The organism is Streptomyces panacea (assembly GCF_040560175.1).
Classification (GTDB): Bacteria; Actinomycetota; Actinomycetes; order Streptomycetales; family Streptomycetaceae; genus Streptomyces; species Streptomyces panacea.
In genome coordinates this window covers 21,586-43,949 of record NZ_JARJHW010000017.1, presented here as the reverse complement: position 1 = coordinate 43,949, position 22,364 = coordinate 21,586, and the positions used below count along the sequence as shown (strand labels likewise).

At 70.1% G+C, this 22,364-nt stretch carries 18 protein-coding genes; 8 read left to right on the top strand and 10 right to left on the bottom strand.

What is annotated here, in order from left to right:
• Positions 1–60: 60 nt before the first annotated feature.
• The 5 genes from P3L51_RS06865 to P3L51_RS06845 form a co-directional block, all read right to left on the bottom strand.
• Positions 61–2,460 (bottom strand): galactose oxidase early set domain-containing protein, encoded by a 2,400-nt coding sequence (locus tag P3L51_RS06865; RefSeq protein ID WP_354604183.1) that lies wholly within the window; start codon positions 2,458–2,460, stop codon positions 61–63.
• 62 nt (positions 2,461–2,522) lie between these two features.
• Positions 2,523–3,785, bottom strand: coding sequence for a glycosyltransferase (locus P3L51_RS06860; RefSeq protein WP_354604161.1), 1,263 nt, complete (start codon positions 3,783–3,785; stop codon positions 2,523–2,525).
• Entirely contained in the window at positions 3,782–5,485 is a 1,704-nt protein-coding gene (locus P3L51_RS06855; RefSeq protein WP_435594392.1) for an ArnT family glycosyltransferase, read from the bottom strand. The genes P3L51_RS06860 and P3L51_RS06855 overlap by 4 nt, the downstream gene beginning before the upstream one ends.
• Positions 5,482–6,738, bottom strand: coding sequence for a glycosyltransferase (locus P3L51_RS06850; RefSeq protein WP_354604160.1), 1,257 nt, complete (start codon positions 6,736–6,738; stop codon positions 5,482–5,484). Before P3L51_RS06850 ends, P3L51_RS06855 begins: the two co-directional genes overlap by 4 nt.
• 226 nt (positions 6,739–6,964) lie before the next feature.
• The gene (locus P3L51_RS06845; protein ID WP_354604159.1) at positions 6,965–9,016 is read right to left on the bottom strand and encodes a thioredoxin domain-containing protein; all 2,052 of its coding nucleotides are present in this window, start codon (positions 9,014–9,016) and stop codon (positions 6,965–6,967) included.
• Positions 9,017–9,179: 163 nt separating this feature from the next.
• On the opposite strand from P3L51_RS06845, the gene P3L51_RS06840 reads away from it, so the two are divergent.
• Positions 9,180–10,652: a restriction system modified-DNA reader domain-containing protein gene (locus P3L51_RS06840; protein WP_354604158.1), complete on the top strand. Its 1,473-nt coding sequence runs from the start codon at positions 9,180–9,182 to the stop codon at positions 10,650–10,652.
• Positions 10,653–10,678: 26 nt separating this feature from the next.
• On the top strand, positions 10,679–11,245 hold the full coding sequence (locus P3L51_RS06835) for a Uma2 family endonuclease (RefSeq protein WP_354604157.1): 567 nt from the start codon (positions 10,679–10,681) through the stop codon (positions 11,243–11,245).
• Between the two features lie 81 nt (positions 11,246–11,326).
• Here P3L51_RS06835 and P3L51_RS36095 read toward each other — a convergent pair whose 3' ends face one another.
• Complete coding sequence (locus tag P3L51_RS36095) at positions 11,327–12,058, bottom strand: NsdA family TPR-like regulatory protein (protein WP_494338537.1); 732 nt, start codon at positions 12,056–12,058, stop codon at positions 11,327–11,329.
• Here P3L51_RS36095 and P3L51_RS06825 point away from each other — a divergent pair.
• Positions 12,003–13,337, top strand: coding sequence for a UDP-glucose dehydrogenase family protein (locus P3L51_RS06825; protein WP_354604155.1), 1,335 nt, complete (start codon positions 12,003–12,005; stop codon positions 13,335–13,337). The two genes, P3L51_RS36095 and P3L51_RS06825, sit on opposite strands and share 56 nt — an antisense overlap.
• A 103-nt stretch (positions 13,338–13,440) precedes the next feature.
• Here the strand turns inward: P3L51_RS06825 and P3L51_RS06820 are convergent, their stop codons facing one another.
• Positions 13,441–13,959, bottom strand: a complete 519-nt coding sequence (locus P3L51_RS06820) for a hypothetical protein (RefSeq protein ID WP_435594394.1) — start codon at positions 13,957–13,959, stop codon at positions 13,441–13,443.
• A gap of 336 nt (positions 13,960–14,295) precedes the next feature.
• Here P3L51_RS06820 and P3L51_RS06815 point away from each other — a divergent pair, with 336 nt between their 5' ends.
• Both P3L51_RS06815 and P3L51_RS06810 read left to right on the top strand, forming a co-directional pair.
• Positions 14,296–14,976, top strand: a complete 681-nt coding sequence (locus P3L51_RS06815) for a ClpP family protease (protein WP_354604154.1) — start codon at positions 14,296–14,298, stop codon at positions 14,974–14,976.
• Positions 14,973–15,584, top strand: a complete 612-nt coding sequence (locus tag P3L51_RS06810) for an ATP-dependent Clp protease proteolytic subunit (protein WP_354604153.1) — start codon at positions 14,973–14,975, stop codon at positions 15,582–15,584. Before P3L51_RS06815 ends, P3L51_RS06810 begins: the two co-directional genes overlap by 4 nt.
• A gap of 111 nt (positions 15,585–15,695) precedes the next feature.
• Here the strand turns inward: P3L51_RS06810 and P3L51_RS06805 are convergent, their stop codons facing one another.
• On the bottom strand, positions 15,696–16,133 hold the full coding sequence (locus tag P3L51_RS06805) for a helix-turn-helix domain-containing protein (RefSeq protein WP_354604152.1): 438 nt from the start codon (positions 16,131–16,133) through the stop codon (positions 15,696–15,698).
• Positions 16,134–16,442: 309 nt separating this feature from the next.
• Here P3L51_RS06805 and P3L51_RS06800 point away from each other — a divergent pair, with 309 nt between their 5' ends.
• Positions 16,443–19,655, top strand: coding sequence for a tetratricopeptide repeat protein (locus P3L51_RS06800; protein ID WP_354604151.1), 3,213 nt, complete (start codon positions 16,443–16,445; stop codon positions 19,653–19,655).
• A 331-nt stretch (positions 19,656–19,986) separates the two neighbouring features.
• Here the strand turns inward: P3L51_RS06800 and P3L51_RS06795 are convergent, their stop codons facing one another.
• Positions 19,987–20,217: a hypothetical protein gene (locus P3L51_RS06795; protein ID WP_354604150.1), complete on the bottom strand. Its 231-nt coding sequence runs from the start codon at positions 20,215–20,217 to the stop codon at positions 19,987–19,989.
• Between the two features lies 1 nt (position 20,218).
• Positions 20,219–21,100 (bottom strand): mycothiol conjugate amidase Mca, encoded by an 882-nt coding sequence (mca, locus tag P3L51_RS06790; protein ID WP_354604149.1) that lies wholly within the window; start codon positions 21,098–21,100, stop codon positions 20,219–20,221.
• A gap of 84 nt (positions 21,101–21,184) precedes the next feature.
• Between mca and P3L51_RS06785 the strand changes: the two genes are divergently transcribed.
• Together P3L51_RS06785 and greA are read left to right on the top strand one after the other, a co-directional pair.
• Complete coding sequence (locus tag P3L51_RS06785) at positions 21,185–21,595, top strand: DUF4307 domain-containing protein (RefSeq protein WP_354604148.1); 411 nt, start codon at positions 21,185–21,187, stop codon at positions 21,593–21,595.
• 217 nt (positions 21,596–21,812) lie between these two features.
• On the top strand, positions 21,813–22,310 hold the full coding sequence (greA, locus tag P3L51_RS06780; protein WP_354604147.1) for a transcription elongation factor GreA: 498 nt from the start codon (positions 21,813–21,815) through the stop codon (positions 22,308–22,310).
• Positions 22,311–22,364: the final 54 nt, after the last annotated feature.

The window sequence follows — 22,364 nt, the reverse complement described above, 5'->3', positions numbered from 1 at the left end:
CACCGGACGGACAGGCCACCCGACGGACCCGGTCAAACCCCTCCGGTCACGGGACAGCCCTCAGCTCGCGCACGCCCGCCCGTTCCCGTCCGGGTCAAGCCTCAGCGGATCGTCCTTTCCGTTGACCTTCAGCGGCCCGTAGCCGTTGGCGGCGAGCCAGTCGCAGCGCGCCCGCGTCACCGTCTTCTTCTTCGTCGCCTTCACCGTCTCCGGGAAGACCGTCGGCACGCAGACGCCTCCCGACCCGTAGTGCCGGTCGCAGCCCGAGATCTGCGGGCTCACCGGCGCCGAACTCCGCTTCTTCGCGGGCTTCTTGGCCGGCTTGCCCAACTCGCCCGCGAAGTCCTGCACATGGGCGCCGTGGCCGTTGTGCGCGCCGGCCGACCTGTCCGCCAGTGCCGCCGGGCCGCCCAGCTTCACCCACTCGGCCACCGACGGAACCCCGTTCGCGTCGACCGCGAAGAGCATGTACCAGCCCGGCGGCGCGAGATTGGGATTGCTCGTCACATTCAGGTCGACGTTGTTCCCGTCGACCGTCAACGGCAGGTCCACGAAACGCTGGTTGGGGTCCGACGAGTGCGTCACCGCCGCAGGCCGGATCAACTCGGCCTTGGCGATGGGCCGGTCGACGGTGATCCGCTGCGTGTCGCCGTAGTTCCACTCCGGGTCGATCAGCGAAGTGATCTCCGGCCGCGGCCCCTTGAAGAGATACGACGGTGTGTAGAGCGACACCTGGTGGTTCCAGGAGCCGTTGCCCGGGTTGTCGCCCGTCGTCATCACCCGGCCGTCGGGGAGCAGGAACGCCGACGAGTGGTAGCCGCGCGCCTCCGGGTCGGTGGCCACCTTGTCGTACGTCTCCGTCACCGGGTCGAAGACCGAGGTCGAGAAGACCGGATCGGCCCGGTTGTGCAGCGCGCCGCCCGTCTCCAGCACCTTGCCGTCCGGCAGCAGCACCGCGGCGCCGTACATCTTGCCCTGCGCGCCGGTCTGCGGCTGCGGCCCGCCGGGGGCGCCCAGGTCCACGGTGCCCTGCGGCAGCGGCGGCCCCGCCCGGTACCGCGGGTCCGGCTCCTTGAGGTCGATGATGTCGGTGAGCCGGTTGGCCTCGGGGTTGGAGTTGATGTTCCCGCCGCCGATGGTCAGCACCTTCTGGTCCTGGGCCGGGGGCAGCAGCACGCTCGCCGACTGGTCGCGCTCGTCCTTGTTCCGCAGACCGGGCACGTCCGTGACGGTGTTGGCGTCGTAGTCGTAGACCGAGGCGCCGGTGCCGGGCGTGCCGTTGCCGAAGCTGTGGCTGCCCGTGTAGAAGAGGCGGCCGTCCTGCATCAGCACCATCGCCGGGTACAGGCCCCAGTACGACCAGGTCTGGTTGACCTCTCCGAGCGGCAGCCACTCCTCCTCGGCGGCCGACCACCGCTCGGCGGTCACCGAGCCGGACGAGTCCTCGCGCAGCCCGCCGAAGGACAGCACATCGCCGTTGCCCATGATCGTGGCGGACGGGTACCAGTGGCCGTCGTTCATGTCATTAATCCTGCTGTACGTCTCGGTGGCCGGGTCGAAGAGGTACGAGTCCTTGTAGCCCTGGTAGCCGACGGTGCCGTCCGCCGACGGATAGCCCTTGTTGCCGCTCATCACCAGCACGCGGCCGTCGGAGAGTTGGACGTGCCCCGAGCAGAACATGTCGTCGGGCGTGGGGATCGTCTCGTACGTCCCGTCCTCGGGGTCGTACACCGCCGAGGTGAAGGTGCCCGCCTCGAACCGCTCCGGGTCGTTGCCGGACCCGGCGATCAGCAGCACCTTGCCGTTGTTGAGGACCACCGAGTGCATGGAACGCACCGGGTTCTCCGTCTCCAGCACCTCCCAGCGGCCGTCGGCGCAGTCGGCGGCCGTACCCGTGCACTCCGGGTCGGGGGCGGGAACGGTGACCTCCTCCATGCCGTAGTCGTCCGTCGTGGCGCTGCCGGTGCCGAAGACGGAGACGCCCCAGCTGATCCGGTCGGTGCCGGGCGGTACGACGGGGGTACGGACCTCCGCGCGCTGGTAACCGGCGCTCAGATCAAGGGTCTTGAGGTCGGTCCAGTACTGCCAGCCGACCGTCGTGTCGTGCCGGAACAGCGTGATCGCCGTGTCCGGGGTCGTCGACTTGTACCAGAGGGAGAGGTCGTACTGCTTCGCCGGCTGTACGGCGGGGGCGCACGCCGCCGACTCGGTGACCAGCGCCTTGCGGTCGCCGTCGACCCGCCGGGTCAGCTCGACCCTGAGCGCCTTGGTGCCGCTGTGCGCATCGGCGACGGTGGCGAAGGTGAAGTCGTTGTCGCCCCAGCCGGACTGCGACCAGCAGTCCGGCATCGCGGCGCCGCCCCCGGCGCCGGGGGTTTCGAAGCCGGGGTTCTTGACGAGGTTGGGGCCCGCGGTGGCGGGCTGCTGGACGCCGACGCTGAGCAGCAGCCCGGCGGTCAGCGCCGTGACGGCGAGCAGCGCGGTACGGCGGCTGCGCCGGGCCGGTGGTCTGCGGAAAGGGGTCACCGGCCGGTCCTCTCGCTCCGCGCCGGGTCGGCCGGGTGCGCCGGGTGCGTCGCGTGAGCCGTACGGTCCGCTGCGCCACGTGCCCGCCCCCACCTCCCCTTCGGCAGATACACCAGCGTCTCGGTCCCCGCGAACCGCAGTACGAACGTCCCGAGCATCGCCAGCACCGTCGCGGGCATGACCTCCATCCCGAACTCGGCGACGAACAGCGCGATCAGCGGTATCCGCAGCAGCAGATCGGCGTTGGCGAGGACCGCGAAGCGCCCCACCCGGTCCGCCCAGTGCCGGTGGGCCCGCCTGCTGCGGAACAGCAGCAGCTCGATGAGGACGAAGTTCCACGCCACCCCGAACTGGTTGGCGACGATCTCGGCCGGGAGGTAGTGCATCCCGGCGCCCGTCAGCCCGTACAGCGCCAGCAGATTCGGTACGAAGCCCGTCAGCCCGATCAGCCCGAAGGCCACCATCCGGGCCGGCGGCGACGCCGTACGCAGCTCGACGAGATGCCGCAGGAACCGCATCCCTTCCCTGGCGGTCGACTTGGACTCGCCCGCGAAGCGGTCGCGGAAGACGAACGGCACCTCCGCGACCTGCTGCGGCCGGCACCGTACGGCCAGTTCCAGCAGGATCTTGTAGCCCAGCGGGCGCAGCGCGTCCGCCGTGACCGCGCTGCGCCGGATGGCGAAGAAGCCGCTCATCGGGTCGCTGATGCCGCGCAGCCTGCGCGGGAACAGGCCCTTGGTCAGCCAGGTGGCCGCGCGGGAGACGGCGATGCGGTAGCCGCCCGCGAGTCCGGCCCTGCTGCCACCGTCGACATACCGGCTGGCGACCACGAGATCGGCGGTCGAGCGCTCACCGGCGGCGACCAACTCCGGTACCAGGGAGGGCGGATGCTGGAGATCGGCGTCCATGACGACGATCCATTCGGACCCGGCGGCGCGCAGCCCCTCGACGACCGCGCCACCGAGGCCGCCGACCGGTTCGTCCCGGTGGATGACGGCGACGGGGAACGGGCAGTCCTGCGCGGCCTCGGCGATGGCCTCCGGGGTGCCGTCCGTCGAGTCGTCCACGAACAGGACCTCGCACGGCAGCCTGGACGGTACGGACTCCGTCAGCTGCCGCAGCAACTCCCGTACGTTCGCTGCCTCGTTGAAGGTCGGGATGATGACGGTGACGGCGCCGGGCTCGGCGACCGCGGTCGACTCCAGGTCCGGGTCGCCGAGTTCGCCGGTCCCTCGGGGAGGGACAGGAAGAATGCTCATCGTTCGCCTCCCACGGCGTTCACGATCCGCCGGATCTCGATCCGGTCCTCACCGCTCCCGAAGACGGCAACGGCCTTGGAATGGTTGAGCGCGTCGCGCACTCTTGGCAGGTCAGCGGCGTCGCGCCGGACGGTCGGCGACGCCACGACGTAGTCGATGTCGCGCCAGCCGCCGGGCAGCGTCTTCGTCACGGCGGGGTCGAGGTCGACCTTGTAGAACCAGATGGCGCCGAGCCCCGGCTGATATCCGGCGTGCACCAGGTCCAGCCACATCGCGTCGTCCACGAGGACCCTGGCGCCGGCCGGGTCGGGCACCTCGGTCGCCATCCATGAAACGGCCGCCCGGTAGGGGGCGTTGGCGTCGGCGGTCAGCGCGGTGCGGTTGCCGTCGTACCAGCGGGGCGCGACGTACGCGACGGAGGCCGCCACCAGCACGACGACGGCCGTCCACCGTACGGCGGTCGGCCCCCGTCGTTCGTCCGGCCGGCGTCCTCTGCGCAGCAGCGCGTGCGCGACGCTCGCCGCGCCGCCCGCCAGCATCAGGGCCAGGAACGGCAGTCCCTGGATGACGTACATCGCCGGGAGGTAGCCGGAGGGGCGCAGCGCCATGGCGGTGAGTATCGCGACGGCCAGCGCGGGTCCGGCGAGCGCCCGCGCGGTGACGGACCAGCGGATGGTGAGGAGCAGCCAGAGCGCGCCGGCCATGCCGCCGAACAGCAGGACCTTGTCGTAGTAGAGCCACGACTGGAAGACGCCGTGCGAGCCGGAGCCGGTGTCGAGTATGAAGCCGGAGCCGGGCCTGCTCATCTGGTACGTGACGCCGTCCCACAGCGACACATGTCCGTCACCGGGCAGCAACTCGCCCTTGAGCAGGGCGAAGAGAGGATACGAGAGGCCGATGACCGCGCAGGCGGTGATGGCTCCGGTGACCGCGAACTTGCGGGTGTCGGGGTGCCCGTTGCGCCACATCGTGACCAGCACGGCCGGCAGGACGATGAGCATCGTCTCTTTCGTCAGCACGCCGACGGCGGCGGCGAGTCCGGCGGCGAAGTGGTGCCACAGGTGCCGGTTGGGCGACGCCGCGAGGCAGAAGGCGAGGAGCATCCACATCACGGCGATGTTGTCGAGGAAGATCTCCCGTTGCAGCACGACCGAGAGCGGGGAGAGCCCGAACAGCCCCATCGCGAGTCCGGCGGCCCAGCGCGGCAGCCACAGGCGCCGGGCGAGCACGTAGAGCAGTACGGCGCTCGCGGCGCTGACCAGCAGCATCGCGAAGCGCATCGCGCCGACGGTCATCGATTCGGGCGCGATCAGCGAGGGCAGCCAGGTGAGCGCGGCTATCTGGATCCAGCCGAGCGGCGGGTGGTCGTACCAGTAGGTGTAGTGGGCGAGTCCGTCACCCTGCTGGACGGCCCACGCCTGGGCGAGATAGGTGCCCTCGTCGTCGCTGAGGGTCGGGTAGTGCTGGATGTTCCAGCCCTGGACGGCCATGATCACCAGGAGCAGGGCCGCGCAGAGGAGCAGATCGGCGCGCGAGGTGCGGAAGCGGACGACGGGTCGTATCAGCAACTGCCGCTTGTCGAGGCGCCGTCGCACATCGTCGGCGACCGGCCTCGGGGCAGGACTGAGCTTCGCGGGGGCGATTTCGGTGGTTCGGCCGGTGGCCGGTTCCGTCGCCTCCACGGGGAGGGTCGAGGTCACGCGTGGATGTCCTCTCGGGTGAGATGCGCGCCGACATGACTGGTCAGCTCCCAGTCACGGCGGCCACGCTGCTCGCGCCACACGGCACGGACGGCCGCGCCGGCGAGGAGCACCTGGTAGAAGGGGCCGCCGACGACGAGCTTGAGATAGTGCGTGAGACGGACCTTGAGTCCGTACTGCCTGCCGAAGTCGTGGAGCCCGACGAGCTCGAACACGAAGGTGACCAGCGCGGTGACGGCCGGCAGGAAGGTGATGAAGGCGATCCCGACGGGCACGTCGAGGAAGAGCGCGATGGCCACGTTGAGCGGGATGACGACGCCGGTGATGGCCTGGAAGAAGGGTGTCATCAGCGTGTAGCGGGCGAGCAGCCGCTGGCCGCGCGTGGCCAGTCGGCGCCAGTCGTTCTTCCGGTAGACCTGGAGGAAGCCCTGGTTCCAGCGGGTGCGCTGCTTGAGCAGCGACACCAGCGAGCCGGGCGTCTCCTCGCGGGTGACCATGTCGGAGTCGTAGGCGACGACGACCTTCTTGCCGATGCTGGAGAGCCGTACGCCCAGGTCGCAGTCCTCGGCGAGGCAGTCCGGGTCCCAGCCGCCCGCGTCGCGCAGCACGTCGGTCCGTACGAAGACGGTGTTGCCGCCCAGCGGGATGAAGCCCTTCTGCGCGTGCAGGTGCAGCCGGCTGCGGAACCAGAAGAAGTACTCCAGGCAGTTGCGCAGGCTGTACCAGCTGGAGTGGAAGTTGATCAGCTGGACGCCGCCCTGCACGACGTCGGCGCCGGTGGAGCGGAAGGCGTGGTCGACATGGGTGAGCAGTTCGGGGTGGACCTGGTCCTCGGCGTCGAAGACCCCGACCACCTCGCCGGTGCAGTAAGGCAGCGCCGTGTTCAGCGCCTTGGGCTTGTTCTTCGAAAGGTGGGTGTCGACGACGACACGGACCCGGGCGGGGTCGCGGGCGGCGGCCCGTTCGGCGACCTCCGCGGTCTCGGGGTCGTCGTGCCCGACGATGACGATGATCTCGAAGCGGGTGTGGCTGGACCGCAGCAGCCGCTCGATCGTGTGCTCGAGAACGGCCTGTTCGTGACGGGCGGGCAGGAGCAGCGAGAACGAGCGTGCCGGCCCCCCGTCGGGCCGGTCGAATCGTGTCGCCGCCAGCGTCTCCGGCGTCCGCCAGGCGTGCATCTGCCACCACAACGTGAACGCTGCCATCCAGAACAGCGCCAGTGAGACGGCAGCGATGAATATGGACGTGACCACATGGCCCCCCTCGGCCAAGGGTGAACCGCGGCAAGGCCCCCCTGGCCGCCGGTCCCCCCGGTTTCACCCTGTACGCATGCCCCCCATGCGCACTTGTTGCATGTCCTTCGTGATGAAGATAGGGGGGAAGTGTGACGACAGAGGGTCCAATTCGATGAACTCTCTATTTAAGTCCGATTTTGCATGCTTCACAGCGGGCCGGAACTGTGCTTGCGGGGGGCCGTTGCTACACGCGTACGGTCAACTCCTGCTTCAGGACGTCCACTTCGGTCGTGGGGGCGGAGCAGACGAAGGCGCGGCAGACGTACGCGGCGGCCCGCCCCGCCACCAGCGGTCGCCCCGCGAGCAGGGGGAACTCCGCTTCACCGGGTGCCTCTTGACCGGTCGGCTCGCCGACCGCGACAACGGCTCCGGGCGCCGTCCCGAGCAGCGCCGTACGGTGCAGCTCGGCGGTCGCCGCGTCGCCGCGCGGCCCCACCACGGCGACCTCGCGGGGACCGTCGAGCAGTGCCTCGGCGACGGCGAGCCCCCAGCCGATGAAGCGCGGCGCGCGCGGACCGAGCGCCTTGACGACGCCGAGAGCGCCCTCGGCGGCGGTGCGGTGGGCCGCGGAACCGGTGTGGGCGGCGTACGAGAGCAGCGCCCCGGCGGCCGAGGTCCACCCCGACGGTGTGGCGTTGTCGGTCGGGTCCTGGGGCCTGCGGATCAGCGGCTCGGCGTCGTGGGCCGTGTCGTACAGCGCGCCGCCCTCGCCGGTGAACTGAGCCAGGACGGTGTCGAGCAGGAATCCGGCGAAGTCCAGCCACACGCCCTCGCCGCTCACCGCGGCCAGCGCCAGGAAGCCCTCGGCGACGTCGCCGTAGTCCTCCAGCACACCGGCGTTGGCGCCGACGCGACCGTCCTTCGACGTACGGGCCAGGCGTGCCGTCTCATCCATGTGCACCCGCACCAGCAGGTCCGCGGCCTCGGTAGCCCGTTCGACGAGATCCGGCCGTTCGAAGTAGGCGCCGGTCTCGGCGAGCGCGGCGATCGCGAGGCCGTTCCAGGCGGCGACGATCTTGTCGTCCCGCTCCGGGCGCGGCCGGGTGTCACGGGCCGCGAGCAGCCGCTGCCGTACGGACTCGACCCGGGCGGCATCCACCACCCCTTCGCCCTGCGGGAGTTGGAGGACGGAGGCCCCCTCCTCGAAGGTGCCTTCCTCGGTCACGCCGTAGTAGCGGGCGGCGAACTCCGCGTCCGCCTCGCCGAGTACGTCGCTGAGCTGCGCGGGCGTCCAGGCGTAGTACGCGCCCTCGACGTGCTTCCCTGTCCCGTCGTCGCTGTCCGCGTCGAGCGCGGAGGCGAACCCGCCCTCGGCGGTGCGCAGTTCACGCACCATGAAGTCGGCGGTCTCCAGCGCCACGCGGCGCGCCAGGTCGGATCCGGTGGCGCGCCACAGCCGCGCGTAGGTGCGGCAGAGCAGGGCGTTGTCGTAGAGCATCTTCTCGAAGTGCGGGACCACCCACTCGCGGTCCACCGAGTAGCGGGCGAACCCACCGCCGAGCTGGTCGTAGATGCCGCCGCGCGCCATCGCCTCGCACGTGTCGGACGCCATCTGGAGCGCGCCCTCGGCCCCCGTACGCGCGTGGTGGCGGAGCAGGAACTCCACGACCATGCTCGCCGGGAACTTGGGCGCGCCGCCGAACCCGCCGTACTTCTCGTCGTAGTCCCGCGTCAGCCCGAGCAGCGCCCGGGCCGACTCCTCCTCGCCGGGCGTGCCCCCGCCCCCGTGCGCGAGCGACCGCCCCGCGAGCTCCGCCACGATCCGTCCGGCGACCGCGCCGACCTCCTCACGCCGGTCGGTCCAGGCGGAGTTGACGCCTTCGAGTACCTGCCGGAAGGACGGCATGCCGTTGCGGGGCGCGGGCGGGAAGTACGTACCGAAGTAGAACGGCTCCCCCTCCGCGTTGAGGAAGACCGTCATGGGCCACCCGCCCTGCCCGGTCGCCGCCTGCACGGCCTCCATGTACACGGCGTCGACGTCGGGCCGCTCCTCGCGGTCGACCTTGACGCTGACGAAGTGCGCGTTGAGGTACGCCGCCGTCGCCTCGTCCTCGAAGGACTCGTGGGCCATGACATGGCACCAGTGGCAGGCGGAGTACCCGACGGACAGCAGAACGGGCACATCCCGGCGCCGGGCCTCCGCGAAGGCTTCCGGCGCCCAGGGCCACCAGTCGACAGGATTGTCTGCGTGCTGGAGCAGATACGGGGACGTGGCGTCAGCGAGGCGGTTCGACATACGACCATCCTCGCTCACGACGGCGACGGAACCTGTCGGTGGCTCAGCCGCGCCGACCCGGGCCCGCTCGGAGCGGACCGCCCCAAATCCTCGGTGGCACAGGAGGATCTCTGTGATGATCGGATCCTTCCGGGGTGGGAACGGTTTCGAGGGGGAGACTTCGGTGACGGATTACACGATGGGCGACGGAGCGGAGGAACCTCCCGGGCGGGCGTCCTATCTGATCGAGGGACGGCGGGTAAGGCTTTCCGACCTGCTCGACGCCGGGCTGCTGGCCATGGGGACACGGCTCACCTTCCGGCGTAAGCGATCGGGGATGGCGCACACCGCCCTGGTGACCGGGGACGCCAGAATCGAGCTAAGCGATGGCCGACGGTTCAAGTCCCCCTCCACGGCAGCCGCCGCAGCCTCGGGACGAGGTCCCTTCGACGGCTGGACCGCCTGGGCACTTGACGACGGCACTCTGCTGGACGTTCTGCGACAGAAGCTGCTGGACACGGTGGCGGAGCAGCCGCCCTCCGGCGGCTTGGTGTCGGAGGGATCCGCCGCCCGGCACACCTGGTTGAAGGTCGCCCGGAAGCAAGCGGACGCAGGCACTCCGATCACCCTCACTGTCCGGGATCTGCTGGACATGTGGGGGCTGTCCCGGCGCGGTTACCTGGCCACCGCCCAGGTCTCGGCCGAGCTGGCCAACCACGGCCTGTCCAGCGTGCCGGACTTCGCGGCCGTGGGGCTCGACGACCGGGTCGCCCTGACCGGACCGTCCGCGGACACCGAGGACGAGCAGGAGACGACGTCCGAGCTGGGGGCAGGGGCGGAACAAGAGGCGGCGACGGAACAGGAGGAGATGAGGATGACCGGCGCGCCGGGGCCCGTCACCTCCGGCAAGGAAGCGGAAGACGACGAGGTCGAGCCGATCCAGGGGCAGACGGTCGGCAACCTGCCCTCGGCACTGAGGGGCGTGGAATCGGTGACCTCCTCGGCGAGCTTCGAGGAGGCGTTCACCAGAATGCGACTCAACCAGTACTCACAGCTACCGGTGCTGAACGGACCTCGCAACCTCCAAGGGGCCGTCACCTGGGAATCCATCGCGCTGGCTCGCCACACGGACGCTGATGCCCCCTTCTCGCGAGCCATCGTCAAAGCTCACGCCGTCAGCTACGCCGATCACCTGATCGACGTCCTGCCCTTTCTCGAACAGTTCGGCTTCCTCCTCGTCAAGGACCAGACGAATCGGATCGCCGGAATCATCACCGTCGCCGATGTGGCCGCCGAATACGGCGCCACTGCCCGGCCGTTCCTGCTCATCGGCGTCCTCGACCGGCAACTGCGCCGGGTCATCTCAGAAGGACTCGATCTCGTGGAAGTGATCGCTCTCTGTGACCCGGAGGGAATCCGCAAGCTCACTTCCCTCGACCAGCTGTCCTATGGTGACTACCAGCAGGTCCTGAGCAATCAGCGGCAGTGGGACAGGCTGGGCTGGCCGCTGGACCGCAAGGCCTTCAAGGACCGCCTCAACGCACTGCGCGAGGTCCGCAACGAGCTGATGCACTTCAACGACAAGGACAAGGCCGGCGACGCGGCGATCCCGATGCTCCGCAACATGATCGAGCTGCTGCGCGAGTACGGAGGCTGACGCACGCTTCACGAAGGAGGTACACCATGACCGCCGAGATGGTGGCGCCCGCGTGGATGCATACGCAGCTCAGCGCGGAACCGTACGACTCCTGGTCCGAGGAGCAGTGTGCCGGCATCGAGATCGTGGACGGGCTTGTCGCCGTTAGCCCGAGCGCGTGCAAGCGGCCCAGCCGACTGGCCCGGATCCTGGCCAATGCCCTGGACGCCGCCGCAGGCCCGGACTGGAACGCCGACACCGGCTTCGATGTCCGCCTACAGGACGTTCCGCTCACCAACCGCCGTCCGGACGTCGTCGTCTACCGAGCGGACGCCATCGACCTCACGCCCACTCGCCCCGAACATGTGCTCCTGGTCGTCGAGGTCGTATCGCCCGGCTCGGAGACCACCGACCGGATCGTGAAGGTGGACCAGTACGCCAAGGCCGGCATCGCCTTCTACTGGCGCATTGAACGGGCCGCCACCGGTGTCCCCATCATCGGCACCTATGTTCTCGACCCTGCCACCAAGGCCTACAGGGACGGCGGGATGTTCACCGGCGTGATCAAGGCCGCCGCGCCCTTCTCCGTCACCGTTGACCTGGGAACTGCCTGACAGCGCTTCTGGGTTACGGATCCCGTCCGCCCCGGGAGAACGCGCGAACCGGCCCCATCCCGATGCGTTCCATACGAAGCATCAGGTTCTTGCCAGGAAGTCGATGGCCCGTGCGTCGAGTTCGGTCGCGCAGCGCACGCCGCGCGTGCGGAAGCGTGCGAGGTCCGTGCGCATCGCGGTGACCGCCTTGCGGGTACGGGCGGAGCGCACGCCGTCCATGTGGTCCATTGCCCGGCCCCAAGTGGCGCAGGCCTGCTCGATGTTGCCGCGCTTGAGTTGCATCTCGGCACCGGCGACGAGGTCGAGCGCCACGATCCGCGCGTAGGTTCCCGCAGGACGGCTGGAGGCTGCGCGGGCGTACTGCTCGGCTGCTGCCCGGTGGTCGCCAAGCGTCTCGTACACCTTCGCGGTGCGCGAGTGGACGGACGCCGCTGGCGGCCCCCAAGCCAGAGCCCAGAAGGGCACTTCGTCACCAGGACCGGCATCCAGCAGGACGCGCGCCTGCCGCGCCTCCGCGAGGGCCGCCTGCCGCAAGCCGGACTTGGCGAGCGTGTGGGCGTGGACGACTCGGAAGATCGAAGCGCGCGGGAGGGCGATGTCGTGGTTCGCCAGGAGGCGATTCCGGCCCTGAAGCGTCTGCGTGAACTCTTGAACGTATGAGCGAGTAACAGCGTCTGGGTGAGGCGGAGTTCGTGGCGCTGTAGCGTCGTGGCGCGCACGGGCAAGTGCGCCCCACGAACCAAAGGACAGAACAGCAATGCGCGTTTCGGTGATCGGCTGCGGCCATCTCGGCGCTCCCCATGCCGCTGCCATGGCGGAACTCGGGCACGAAGTTGTCGGAGTCGAACTGAACCCGGAGACATGCCGGGTACTGCGAAGCGGACGTGGCGCCTTCTACGAGAAGGGGTTAGATGAGCTGCTGGCCAAGCACGTTCCCACCGGTCGGCTTCGCTTCACGAGCGATTTGGCGGAAGCCGCCGAGTGGGCCGACCTCCACTTCCTCGCGGTCGGTACGCCGCTTCGCGAGGACGGGCGCGGCTACGACGTGGAACAGGTTGTCGGATCGGTGAGTTCGCTGGCCCCTCTGCTGAAGCGGCCGTGCACGATCGTGGGAAAGTCCACGGTGACGGTCGGCACCGTCGCCCGTCTCCAAGAGATCGTCGCGGCCCAGGCCCCTGACGGTGTCGAGCTGGTGTGGAACCCCGAGTTTCTACGCGAAGGTCACGCCGTCGAGGACACCCTGTACCCGGACCGTATCGTCGCCGGTCTCACCTCACCCGAGGCGCAGAAAGCCATTGAGGAGGTCTACGCACCGATCCTGGCCCGGAACGATGTGACACTGATCGTCACCGACCCGCCGACCGCAGAGGTGCTGAAGTCCGCCGCCAACGCGTTCCTCGCCACGAAGATCTCCTACATCAACGCCATGGCTGAGGTGTGCGAGATCGTCGGCGCGGACGTGAGCACGGTCGCATACGGTCTCGGCATCGACCCCCGGATCGGGCATGGCGGAATGCGCCCCGGTATCGGCTACGGCGGGGGCTGTCTACCGAAGGACACCGGCGCGTTCACCTGGCGAGTGGGGGATCTGGGGGCCACCCACGCCCACGCCCTGCTCCAGGCTGTCGAGGGAGTCAATCACTCCCGAATGGACGCTGCCATCGCCCTCGTCGAACGCGCGCTCGGGAGCCCGGTTGACGGTGCCCGCATCGCCGTCCTGGGGGCATCGTTCAAAGCGGGCACGAGCGATGTGCGTAACTCACCGGCGCTCCGACTGGCGGGACGACTGCACGATGCCGGTGCTCGCGCCGTCATCTACGATCCCGAGTCCACTGATGCCGCCCGGAACCTGCGGCCGCATTACACGTACGCGGATGACGCGGCGACGGCCCTTGAGGGAGCCGACATTGTCGTACTGGCCACCGAATGGCCGCAGTTCACCAAGGACACCAAGTTCCCCTCGTCCGCAGGAGAAGCCGTTCGGAACAAGGTCCTTGTCGATGTCCGTACTGCCGTCGACCCGGATGTCTGGGTCGCGGCGGGCTGGGAGGTCTGGCAGCTCGGCCGACCCGTCCAGCGCCCCGAGCAGTGACCCTTCCACATGGGCACCGCACGCGTGGGCCTCGCCGGGTGCTCCCTCGCCCCCGTGTCGAGGGAGCACCCTGCGGGGTTCCGTACGTCGGGGGCGGGAGGGGTCAGCAGCCGCCGCAGTTGTAGAAGGTCACGTCCCAGTGGTTGACCTCGTTGTAGTAGATGTTGCCGGCGCCCGACTGCCACTTGCTGCCGCCGATGGAGGTGAACGTGCGGGTGACGTAGTTGGTCAGGCAGCTCGTCATGGAGAAGTCGAGCTTGTAGCCGTTCCAGTGGCTGTAGGTGCCCGAGGCGTGGCCGGTCTCGGTGCCGCCGGTGACGGTCAGGCCGCAGCCGCTGGCGTTCTTCAGGGTGATCGCGCCCTGGATGGTGGCGGAGTTGACCTGGTCGAGGGAGGTACAGGTCGGGTTGTTGCGGTTCGTACAGCCACCGCTGGAGCTGATGCCGATGCCGGCGCTGCTGAGCTGGGCGGCGGCGGTGCCGTGGCTCAGCTTGGCGAGCACTCCGGCGGGAGCCTTGGCGTCGGCGGGGGCGGCCTGGGCGAGCGCGGGGGACGAGAAGAACGCCAGGGCGAGGGCGGCGGCGCCGATCGCGGTGCTTCTGAGGGTCTTGTTCACTGTAATTTCCTCTTCGGTGGGGGCGGGGAGGTCAACTACGCGCGTAGCATCGCCGGTTGCGCCCATCCGCACGAATCCCCAACTCACCCTGACTGAGCGTCAGTTGAGGCTCGTGCGTGCGGTGCTGCCGGTCATGCAGACAAGATTGCACATCTACGCGCGATGCGTAAGACGGTGCAGCAAGTTACCGGTTGGCCTTTAGCCCCGGCCCCGCAGCTCTGCCGACAGGAGATCTCCGCACGGCAGAATCCCTCGCTTCCGCCGGCGCCGGGTCCGCAGGGTGGAGTGGACCGGCCGAGGTGGGCGAGCGCCCGCCGTGGGGGGCCGGGTCATGGAGGAAACATGCTCTCGACCGTTCCACGGCGCACGACGACGGCGCGGGCCGAGTCCGGCGCGGTGCCGTTCGACGACCAGATCGCCGGGCGCCTGCAGCACGGCAGGATCGTGGTGCTCGGCGAACAGGTGGACGACGGAATCGCCAACAGGATCTGCGCCCAACTGCTGCTCCTGTCGCAGGAGGACCCCAGGAGCGACATCGTCCTGATCGTGAACAGCCCGGGTGGTTCCGTCCTCGCCGGGATGGCCGTCTACGACACCATGCGGTTCATCCCGAACGATGTCGCCACGCTGGCGATGGGCTTCGCGGCCAGCATGGGCCAGTTCCTGCTCTGCGCGGGCGCGCCCGGCAAGCGCTACGCCCTGCCGAACGCGCGGATCATGATGCACCAGCCGTCCGGCGGGATCGCCGGAACGGCGGCCGACATCGCCGTACAGGCCGAGAACCTCGCGTACACCAAGCTGACCATGCAGAAGCTGATCGCGGAGCACTGCGGCCAGAGCCTGGAGACGGTCGCGGCCGACCAGCGGCGGGACCGGTGGTTCACGGCGGAGCAGGCGAAGGAGTACGGCTTCGTGGACCGCATCGTGCGGAGCGTGGCGGAGCTGGGCGGGGACGCGGCGAGCGGCTTCGGCTTCGGCTTCGAAACGGCGGGCGCCGCGACGGGCGAGGGGGCGGCGGTATGAGCGGGCAGTACACCGTCCCCGTGGTCGTCGAGCGGACTCCGAACGGCGAACGCTCCTACGACGTCTTCAGCCGGCTGCTCTCCGAGCGGATCATCTTCCTCGGCACGTCGATCGACGACGGCGTCGCGAACGTGATCATGGCGCAGATGCTCCATCTCGACCACGAGAGCAGCGACCTGGACATCCACCTCTACATCAACTCCCCCGGCGGCGCGGCCACCGGGCTGACCGCGATCTACGACACGATGCAGTTCGTCCGGGCGGACGTCGCGACCGTCTGTCTCGGCCAGGCGGGCTCGGGCGCCGCCGTACTCCTCGCGGCGGGTGCGCCCGGCAAGCGGACGGCGCTCCAGCACTCACGGGTGCTGCTTCACCAGCCGTCCACCCAGGGGCAGGGCGAGGCGGCGGACCTGGAGATCCAGGCGGCGGAGGTGCTGCGGACGAGGGCCGAGATCGAGTCCATCCTGTCGCACCACACGGGCCAGAGCGTGGAGCGGCTGCGGGAGGACACCGACCGGGACAAGTACTTCACGTCGGCGCAGGCGAAGGAGTACGGCCTGGTGGACGGTGTGATCACGACCCGCGAACTGGCGGAACGCGGGCGCTGAGCCGCGTACGGTGCGGGGCCCGGCACGGGGGTCCGGGCCCCGCACCGTACGCGCGACGTCCGACGCCGCGCGAAGTGCTACGCCGTGCGACGTCCTACACCGCGCGAAGCCCTACGCCGCGAGCAGTCCGCCCATGACGTGCCCGCCGCGCCCGCCCCGGCGGCCGGTGTCGCGGCGCGGGTGCCCCCAGTGCGCCGTGGCCGGGGACCTGGCCGTGACGGAGACCGTCACCGTCGTCGTCGAGATGAGGTCGATGTGCAGGGCGCCCACCAGGTCCGCGAGGCGCAGCCCGAGCGCACGGCAGACGGCCGCCAGCACCTCGGACGACGGCTCCTTGCGCCCGCGCTCGATCTCCGACAGATACGGCAGCGAGACCTGCGCCTGATCGGCGACGTCGCGCAACGTCCGCCCCTGACGCAGCCGCGCCCTCCGCAGCGCGGCCCCCACGAGATCCCGCATCAGCGGCTCGGGCCCGTTGCCACCGGGCTTGTCGCCGGACCTGTCGTCCCGGTCCGGACCGGGAACGGCACGCAGGACGCCTTCACTCATGGTTTCCTCCGTCAGCTGTGGACCGGCACCGTGGCACGGACGCCCGCCGTCCCGAGCCTAAGCCGGGGCCCCTCCCCCGGGCCACGCGGCGGACCGCCGACGCCGCTCTTTCCGCCGCGGGCGTAACAGGGGCCCCGCGCGGGCAAGACGTACGGGCACACGTACGCATCAGTCGCGCGCAGGCGCCCGGCGCGGAGCGGCGACATCGGCCGCCGCGGGCCCGGCAGGCCGCCTCGCGCTCGCGTGCCCCACGCAGCACACTGGCGCGGGGCACGCCGAAGCACCGGATGCTCTCGGAGGGGGAAACATATGCGGGACAGCCATCGGGGCGAGGCCGAGAGGCTGTTGGTACGCGCCGTCGAGGAAGAGGTGCGGCGCGCGGGCGGGCGGATCGACGGGAATGTCCTTCTGGCGCGCGGGCGGGGCGCGTTGGAGACCATCGCGGAGTCCGCCAAGGACGAGTACGCGCTGTACGAGGCGGCGCTCGACCAGTCCGACGCCGAGCGGCGGACCCTGGGCGAGCGGCTGGGCGGGGGCGCGCTGCGAACACCCCTGCTGGTGGCGGGCGTTGCCGCCGCCTCCGCCGTCGCCGCCGATGTCGGGCTCGGCACCGGTACCGGCACGGCCGTCGGCACGGGCGTGATCGTCGCGGTCGTCGGTACGGCGACGGGCGTCGCCAAGGTGGCCTCGGCGGGGCGTCCGGCCGGACGTGCCGGGGCAGCGGGCCGGGCACGTGACGTCGAGCAGTCGCGGCTTCAGTGGCTGACGGCGCTGGAGGTACGCGGTATCCGCCCGTACCTGGACCAGCAGCGCGTCCTGACCCAGGCGACCCGGCGTACGACCAAGAAGCCCACCGTCGTACCGCAGTTGCGCGGATCCGACCGCAGCGCCGCCGCGCGCAGACGCAGCGTCCTTGAGCAGTCCTTCGGCCATCTCCCCTCGTCCCACGGTCCGTTCGCGGGCCGGCGGGAGGCGATAGGCCAGATCGCGCGCTGGGTGCACGCGGCCCGCGCGTCGACGGAGACCAAGCCGACCGTCGTCGTGCTGTACGGCGCGCCGGGCTCCGGCCGGACCACGCTCGCCGTGCGGGCGACGCACCAGCTCAGGGACCAGTTCCGCGGAGCGTGCGTCGTGGACCTGCGGGGCGGCGACGCGGGAGAGGCGCCGCTGTCGACCAGGGACGCGCTGCTGCATTTGCTGAACCGGCTCGGCGCGCCCCGCGAGCAACTGCTGTTCCGTGAGCGGTCGTCGCCCGAACAGCAGGTACGGCGGCTGAGCGAGCTGTACCACCAGCATCTGACCGGTCTGCCGGTCACGATCGTGCTCGACGACGCCTCCGACGCGGAGCAGATCCGCACTCTGGTCCCCGAACGCTCCGACAGTCTGGTGCTGGTGACGACCCGTCAGCCCGTCGAGCTGGCGCCCGACACCCCGGCGTGGGTGCACCAGCTGCCGGTGGAGGCGCTGGACGGCGCGGGCTGCGAGGAGTTGCTGCGGGCCGCCGGGGAGGAGCCGGTGGGCGGGCCCTACGACGCCCAGACCATCGACAGGATCGGCGAGTTGTGCGGCGGTCTGCCGCTGGCGCTGCGTATAGCGGGCTCCTCGCTCGGTTCGCGTACGTCGCAGCGGCTGGCCACGGACCTGGAGGCGTACGGCCCGGTCGACCCGGCCGAGCGGGCGATGTGGCTGCGCTACACCGACCAGAGCGACCAGGCGCGCCGGCTGCTGCGGCGTCTCGCGCTGGCCGGGCGTGCCTCGCTCGGCGCCGCTGCCGCCGCCGCGCTGCTCGCCACGGACGAGCAGGAGGCCGAGCGGCTGCTGACCGTGCTGTCCCGCGCGGGCCTGATCGACCACGTACGCGCCAGCCGCTACCGACTCCACGACGTCGTACGGAACTTCGCGCTCGCCCGGCTGCAGGACGAGGAGGAGGCCACCGACCGTACGGCCGCGCAGGAACGGCTGATCCAGAACTACTCGGAGCTGGCCGACTCGGTGATCCGGCTGGTCGACGGCAAGACGTCCACGCGCGCCGACCAGTTCGGCGGGCACGGCTTCTCCTCGCTCGACGCCGCGCTGCGCTGGCTGGACGACGAGTCGAGCTTCATCACCGCCGCGCTGCGGCACGCGGAGGGTGTCAACCAGGCGGCCGTGCTGAGCCTGCTGGGCGCGCTCTGCGACTACTGCCTGCTGCGCGGGGACCTCTACCGGCTCGGTGAGATCAGCGAGTTGACGCAGGCTGTCGACCAGGGGCTGCTGGCCCGCTCGGTGCAGTGGCGTACCGGTATCGCGGCCCGGCAGCTCGGCGAGCTGGACAAGGCAAAGACGACCCTGACGTCCGTGGTCGACCTCTACCGCGAGGCGCACCACGACGCGGGCGTCGCCCGCGCGCTCTGCTCGCTGGGCATCACGCTGCACCACCAGGGCAATCTCACCGAGGCGTCGGCGAAGCTGCGCGAGGCGCTCGATCTCCAGGCCCCGGCCGAGCTCGGCGCCGACCGCGCCTGGACGATGCACGCGCTGGCGGCCGTCGAACGCGACCGCGCGAATCTCACCGAGGCCCTCGTGCTGCTGTCGACGGCGCTCGTCCTGCACCGTGAGGGCGAGTCGCTGCACGGCGAGGCGTGGACGCACTTCCAGCTCGGGCAGGTCTGTCTGCGGATGGGTGATGTCCCGCGTGCCGAGCGGGAGTTGAGCCAGGCGATGGATCTGTACGGCCGCACCCGCGACGGCCGCGGGGAGGCCTGGGCGCTGACCCAGCTGGCCCGCGCCCGGCTGGTGGACAGTGAACCGGAGTCGGCGGCCGACCAGTTCCGCCAGGCCCTGGCCAGACACCGGGACAACGAGGACGCGCGCGGCGAGGCGTGGACCCTGTACTACCTGGGCCAGGCGCTGGAGGAGTGCGGGGACGCCGCCCAGGCCGTACGCGAACTGGAGCGGGCGCGCTCGATGTTCTCCCGGATGCGCGACGTGTACGGGCTGGCCTGCGCCCGGCACCACTCGGGCCGGGTCACCCGCGACCAGCGGGCCGCCCAGACCGGCAATCTGCGCAATTCCGGCTTCGCGCGGCAACTGCTCGTCGACGCCCGCGCGGACTTCCGCCGGATCGGCGTCGCGCACGGCGAGGCCTGGACCTGTCTGGAGCTGGCGATCATCGACGCGGGCAACAGCAAGGCGGCCCAGGCGCTGGCCCTGTGCGACGAGGCGACGGCGCTGTTCACCTCGTACGGCGACCATCGCGGCGCCGACTGGGCCCGTTTCCTGCGCTGCACGCTGCTGCCCTACGGCTCGGCGGGCGGCGTCGAGGTCGGGTCCGTGGTGGCGGAGCAGGAGCTGGCCGAGCTGGTGGCCGCGCGACACCCGTCACGCGACGGCAAGGTGGAGGAGTGCGCGGAGACGTTCGCGGTGATGCTGGAGCGCGGCGTCGCGCTGGAGGACGGCTGGCAGGCGTGGCGTCTCGGGATGGTGCCGAGCCGGCACGCGCGCGAGGTGATGGGCGTACCGGTGGAGCCGGTCGGGGCCTGAATCCGCGACCACCCGCATCGCCACGTCGGCGGGCGGGCCGGTCGCCGTCTCGTACGGGCCGCACGGCGCCGTGGGTGGCCGCCCCCGGCGCCACCCTCGTCGGGGAAGCCGAACACTCCCGCTGACCGCGTGCCCCGGAGGGCGGCCGGCGGGAGCACGAAGGCACGTGCCACCGGGGCGCGCGCCACGAGAACGCGTGCCACGAGGACGGCACGACCCGCAAAGGCGCGCATCCATGAAGGCACGTACCCATGAAGGCGCGCACCCGCGAAGGCACCTACCCGCCAAGCGCCTGCCCGCAAAGGCACGTACCCGTGAAGGCGCCCGAGCCTTACGTCGTCTGCCGCTCGCCCACCGTCGCCGCGGGCGCCTCCGCCCCGTCGGCCGGCTTCTCCTCGAAGTCGACCTTGCCCATGTGGCGGTTCATCGACTTCATCAAGAGCCATACGGCGCACGCCATCACGGCGAAGACGACGAAGCCGAGGACGCCGGGCGTCACCTTGTTCTCGTCCAGCTCCTTCGCGAGCGGGACGAGCTGCGTCACTGCCTGGGTCGCATACATATCAGGCATTGTCGCGGATGCCCGCGAAGAGGTCGTCCTCGGGGAGGGAGGTATCGACGAGCGACTTCACCAGCTCGTACTCCTCCGTCGGCCAGACCTCCCGCTGGATGTCCATCGGAACGCGGAACCAGCCGCCGTCGGGGTCGATCTGTGTGGCGTGCGCGATGAGCGCCTTGTCGCGGATCTCGTAGAAGTCGGCGCACGGCACGTGCGTGGTCAGTGTCCGCTCCTCACGCGCGAACTCCTTCCACCGCTCCAGCCATTCGCCGTAGGGGGATTCGAGCCCGCGCGCCAGCAGGGCCTCGTGCAGCGCGACCGTACGGGGGCGGTTGAAGCCCTGGTTGAAGTAGAGCTTCCGCGGCTGCCACACCGGCCCGAACTCGGCCTCGGGGTACTTCTCCGCGTCGGCCGCCGCCTCGAAGGCCACCATCGAGATCTTGTGGGTCATGATGTGGTCGGGGTGCGGATAGCCGCCGTTCTCGTCGTACGTCGTGACGACCTGCGGGCGCTGCTCGCGGATCATCCGCACGAGCCGGCCGGCCGCCGCGTCGACGTCCTCCAGGGCGAAGCAGCCCTCGGGGAGCGGCGGCAGGGGGTCGCCCTCGGGCAGGCCCGAGTCCACGTATCCGAGCCACGCCTGTCTGATGCCGAGGATCTCCCGAGCCTCGTCCATCTCCTTCTTGCGCACCTCGTGGATGTGCTCCTCGATATAGGTGTCCCCCTGGAGCTTGGGGTTGAGGATCGAGCCGCGCTCGCCTCCCGTGCAGGTCACGACCAGCACGTCCACCCCCTCGGATACGTACTTGGCCATGGTGGCCGCGCCCTTGCTCGACTCGTCGTCGGGGTGGGCGTGCACGGCCATCAATCGCAGCTGGTCAGTCAAGACTCGGTCCTCAGTGATTTGTCGCATCGGGCGGCTTCTATAGTGACGGAATCGAGGGACGGAAAATTCCGGAGAGGAATGATCATGACGGCGGTACGCCCACCGGTTCTTCCCGAGGGCCGCTACGGCCGCTCGTCGGACGAGCGTGCGGACCGCAAGCTCAAGATCGTCGGCTCGGTGCTCGGCGTCGGCCTGCTCGCGCTCGTCGGCTGGTTCGGTTACGACTATGTGGCAGGCCAGAGTGTCTCGGGCGAGCTCATCAAATTCAAGCGGGTATCGGCCACCGCGGTCGAGGTGCATCTCGAGGTCCGCAAGGACAAGGACGCGGCCGGCACGTGCACGCTCCGTTCGCGCGCCGAGGACGGTGCCGAGGTGGGCCGCAAGGACGTCCGCTTCGACGGTCCCGAGACGCGGATCGACCGGGTCGTCACCGTCCGTACGACCGCGAGCGCGACGAGCGCGGAGCTGGTCGGCTGTACGGCCGACGGCGGCTGACAGGCGTGGTTCACGTCCGCCCATGCCCTTTCCGGATCTGACCCTCCCCGGCATCCCTCCCGGTTCACGTCGCTGACCTGCGACGATGTAATTCTGATGCCTTTCGTCCTGTCCTGACGCCACGGAATTGTTAGGCTCGTGGTTTCGCCCACCCGAGAAGGCACATCCTTCTGAGTAGGGCGTTGCTTTGTATTCCCAGTACCTACGAGGAGCACCTGTGACCCAGACCAGCGAGAACGTCACCTGGCTCACCCAGGCGTCGTACAACCAGCTCAAGGCCGAGCTGGACTACCTGTCTGGTGCCGCGCGCGTCGAGATCGCCCAGAAGATCGAGGCCGCCCGCGAGGAGGGGGACCTGAAGGAGAACGGCGGGTACCACGCGGCCAAGGAGGAGCAGGGCAAGCAGGAACTGCGGGTGCGCCAGCTCACCCAGCTCCTGCAGAACGCGAAGGTGGGCGAGGCTCCGGCCGACGACGGGATCGTCGAGCCGGGCATGGTCGTGACGATCGCGTTCGACGGCGACGTGGACGACACCCTCACGTTCCTCATGGCCTCCCGCGAGTACGCGAGCAGCGACATCGAGACGTACTCACCGCAGTCGCCGCTCGGCGCGGGTGTGAACGGCAAGAAGGTCGGCGATGACGCGGAGTACGAGCTGCCGAACGGCAAGAAGGCCGCGGTGAAGATCCTGGCCGCGAAGCCGTATCAGGGCTGAGCGGACCCCGGTCACTCCTCGATCGCCGGACGGGCCGCATCGGCGGCCGGTCCG

What these genes read in the sequence shown, in the direction of transcription:
- P3L51_RS06860 (WP_354604161.1), bottom strand. Translation starts at nt 3,785, where the DNA reads ATGAGCATTCTTCCTGTCCCTCCCCGAGGGACCGGCGAACTCGGCGAC.
- P3L51_RS06845 (WP_354604159.1), bottom strand. Translation starts at nt 9,016, where the DNA reads ATGTCGAACCGCCTCGCTGACGCCACGTCCCCGTATCTGCTCCAGCAC.
- P3L51_RS06835 (WP_354604157.1), top strand. Translation starts at nt 10,679, where the DNA reads ATGACCGCCGAGATGGTGGCGCCCGCGTGGATGCATACGCAGCTCAGC.
- P3L51_RS06825 (WP_354604155.1), top strand. Translation starts at nt 12,003, where the DNA reads ATGCGCGTTTCGGTGATCGGCTGCGGCCATCTCGGCGCTCCCCATGCC.
- P3L51_RS36095 (WP_494338537.1), bottom strand. Translation starts at nt 12,058, where the DNA reads ATGGCAGCGGCATGGGGAGCGCCGAGATGGCCGCAGCCGATCACCGAA.
- P3L51_RS06815 (WP_354604154.1), top strand. Translation starts at nt 14,296, where the DNA reads ATGCTCTCGACCGTTCCACGGCGCACGACGACGGCGCGGGCCGAGTCC.
- P3L51_RS06810 (WP_354604153.1), top strand. Translation starts at nt 14,973, where the DNA reads ATGAGCGGGCAGTACACCGTCCCCGTGGTCGTCGAGCGGACTCCGAAC.
- P3L51_RS06805 (WP_354604152.1), bottom strand. Translation starts at nt 16,133, where the DNA reads ATGAGTGAAGGCGTCCTGCGTGCCGTTCCCGGTCCGGACCGGGACGAC.
- P3L51_RS06800 (WP_354604151.1), top strand. Translation starts at nt 16,443, where the DNA reads ATGCGGGACAGCCATCGGGGCGAGGCCGAGAGGCTGTTGGTACGCGCC.
- P3L51_RS06795 (WP_354604150.1), bottom strand. Translation starts at nt 20,217, where the DNA reads ATGTATGCGACCCAGGCAGTGACGCAGCTCGTCCCGCTCGCGAAGGAG.
- P3L51_RS06785 (WP_354604148.1), top strand. Translation starts at nt 21,185, where the DNA reads ATGACGGCGGTACGCCCACCGGTTCTTCCCGAGGGCCGCTACGGCCGC.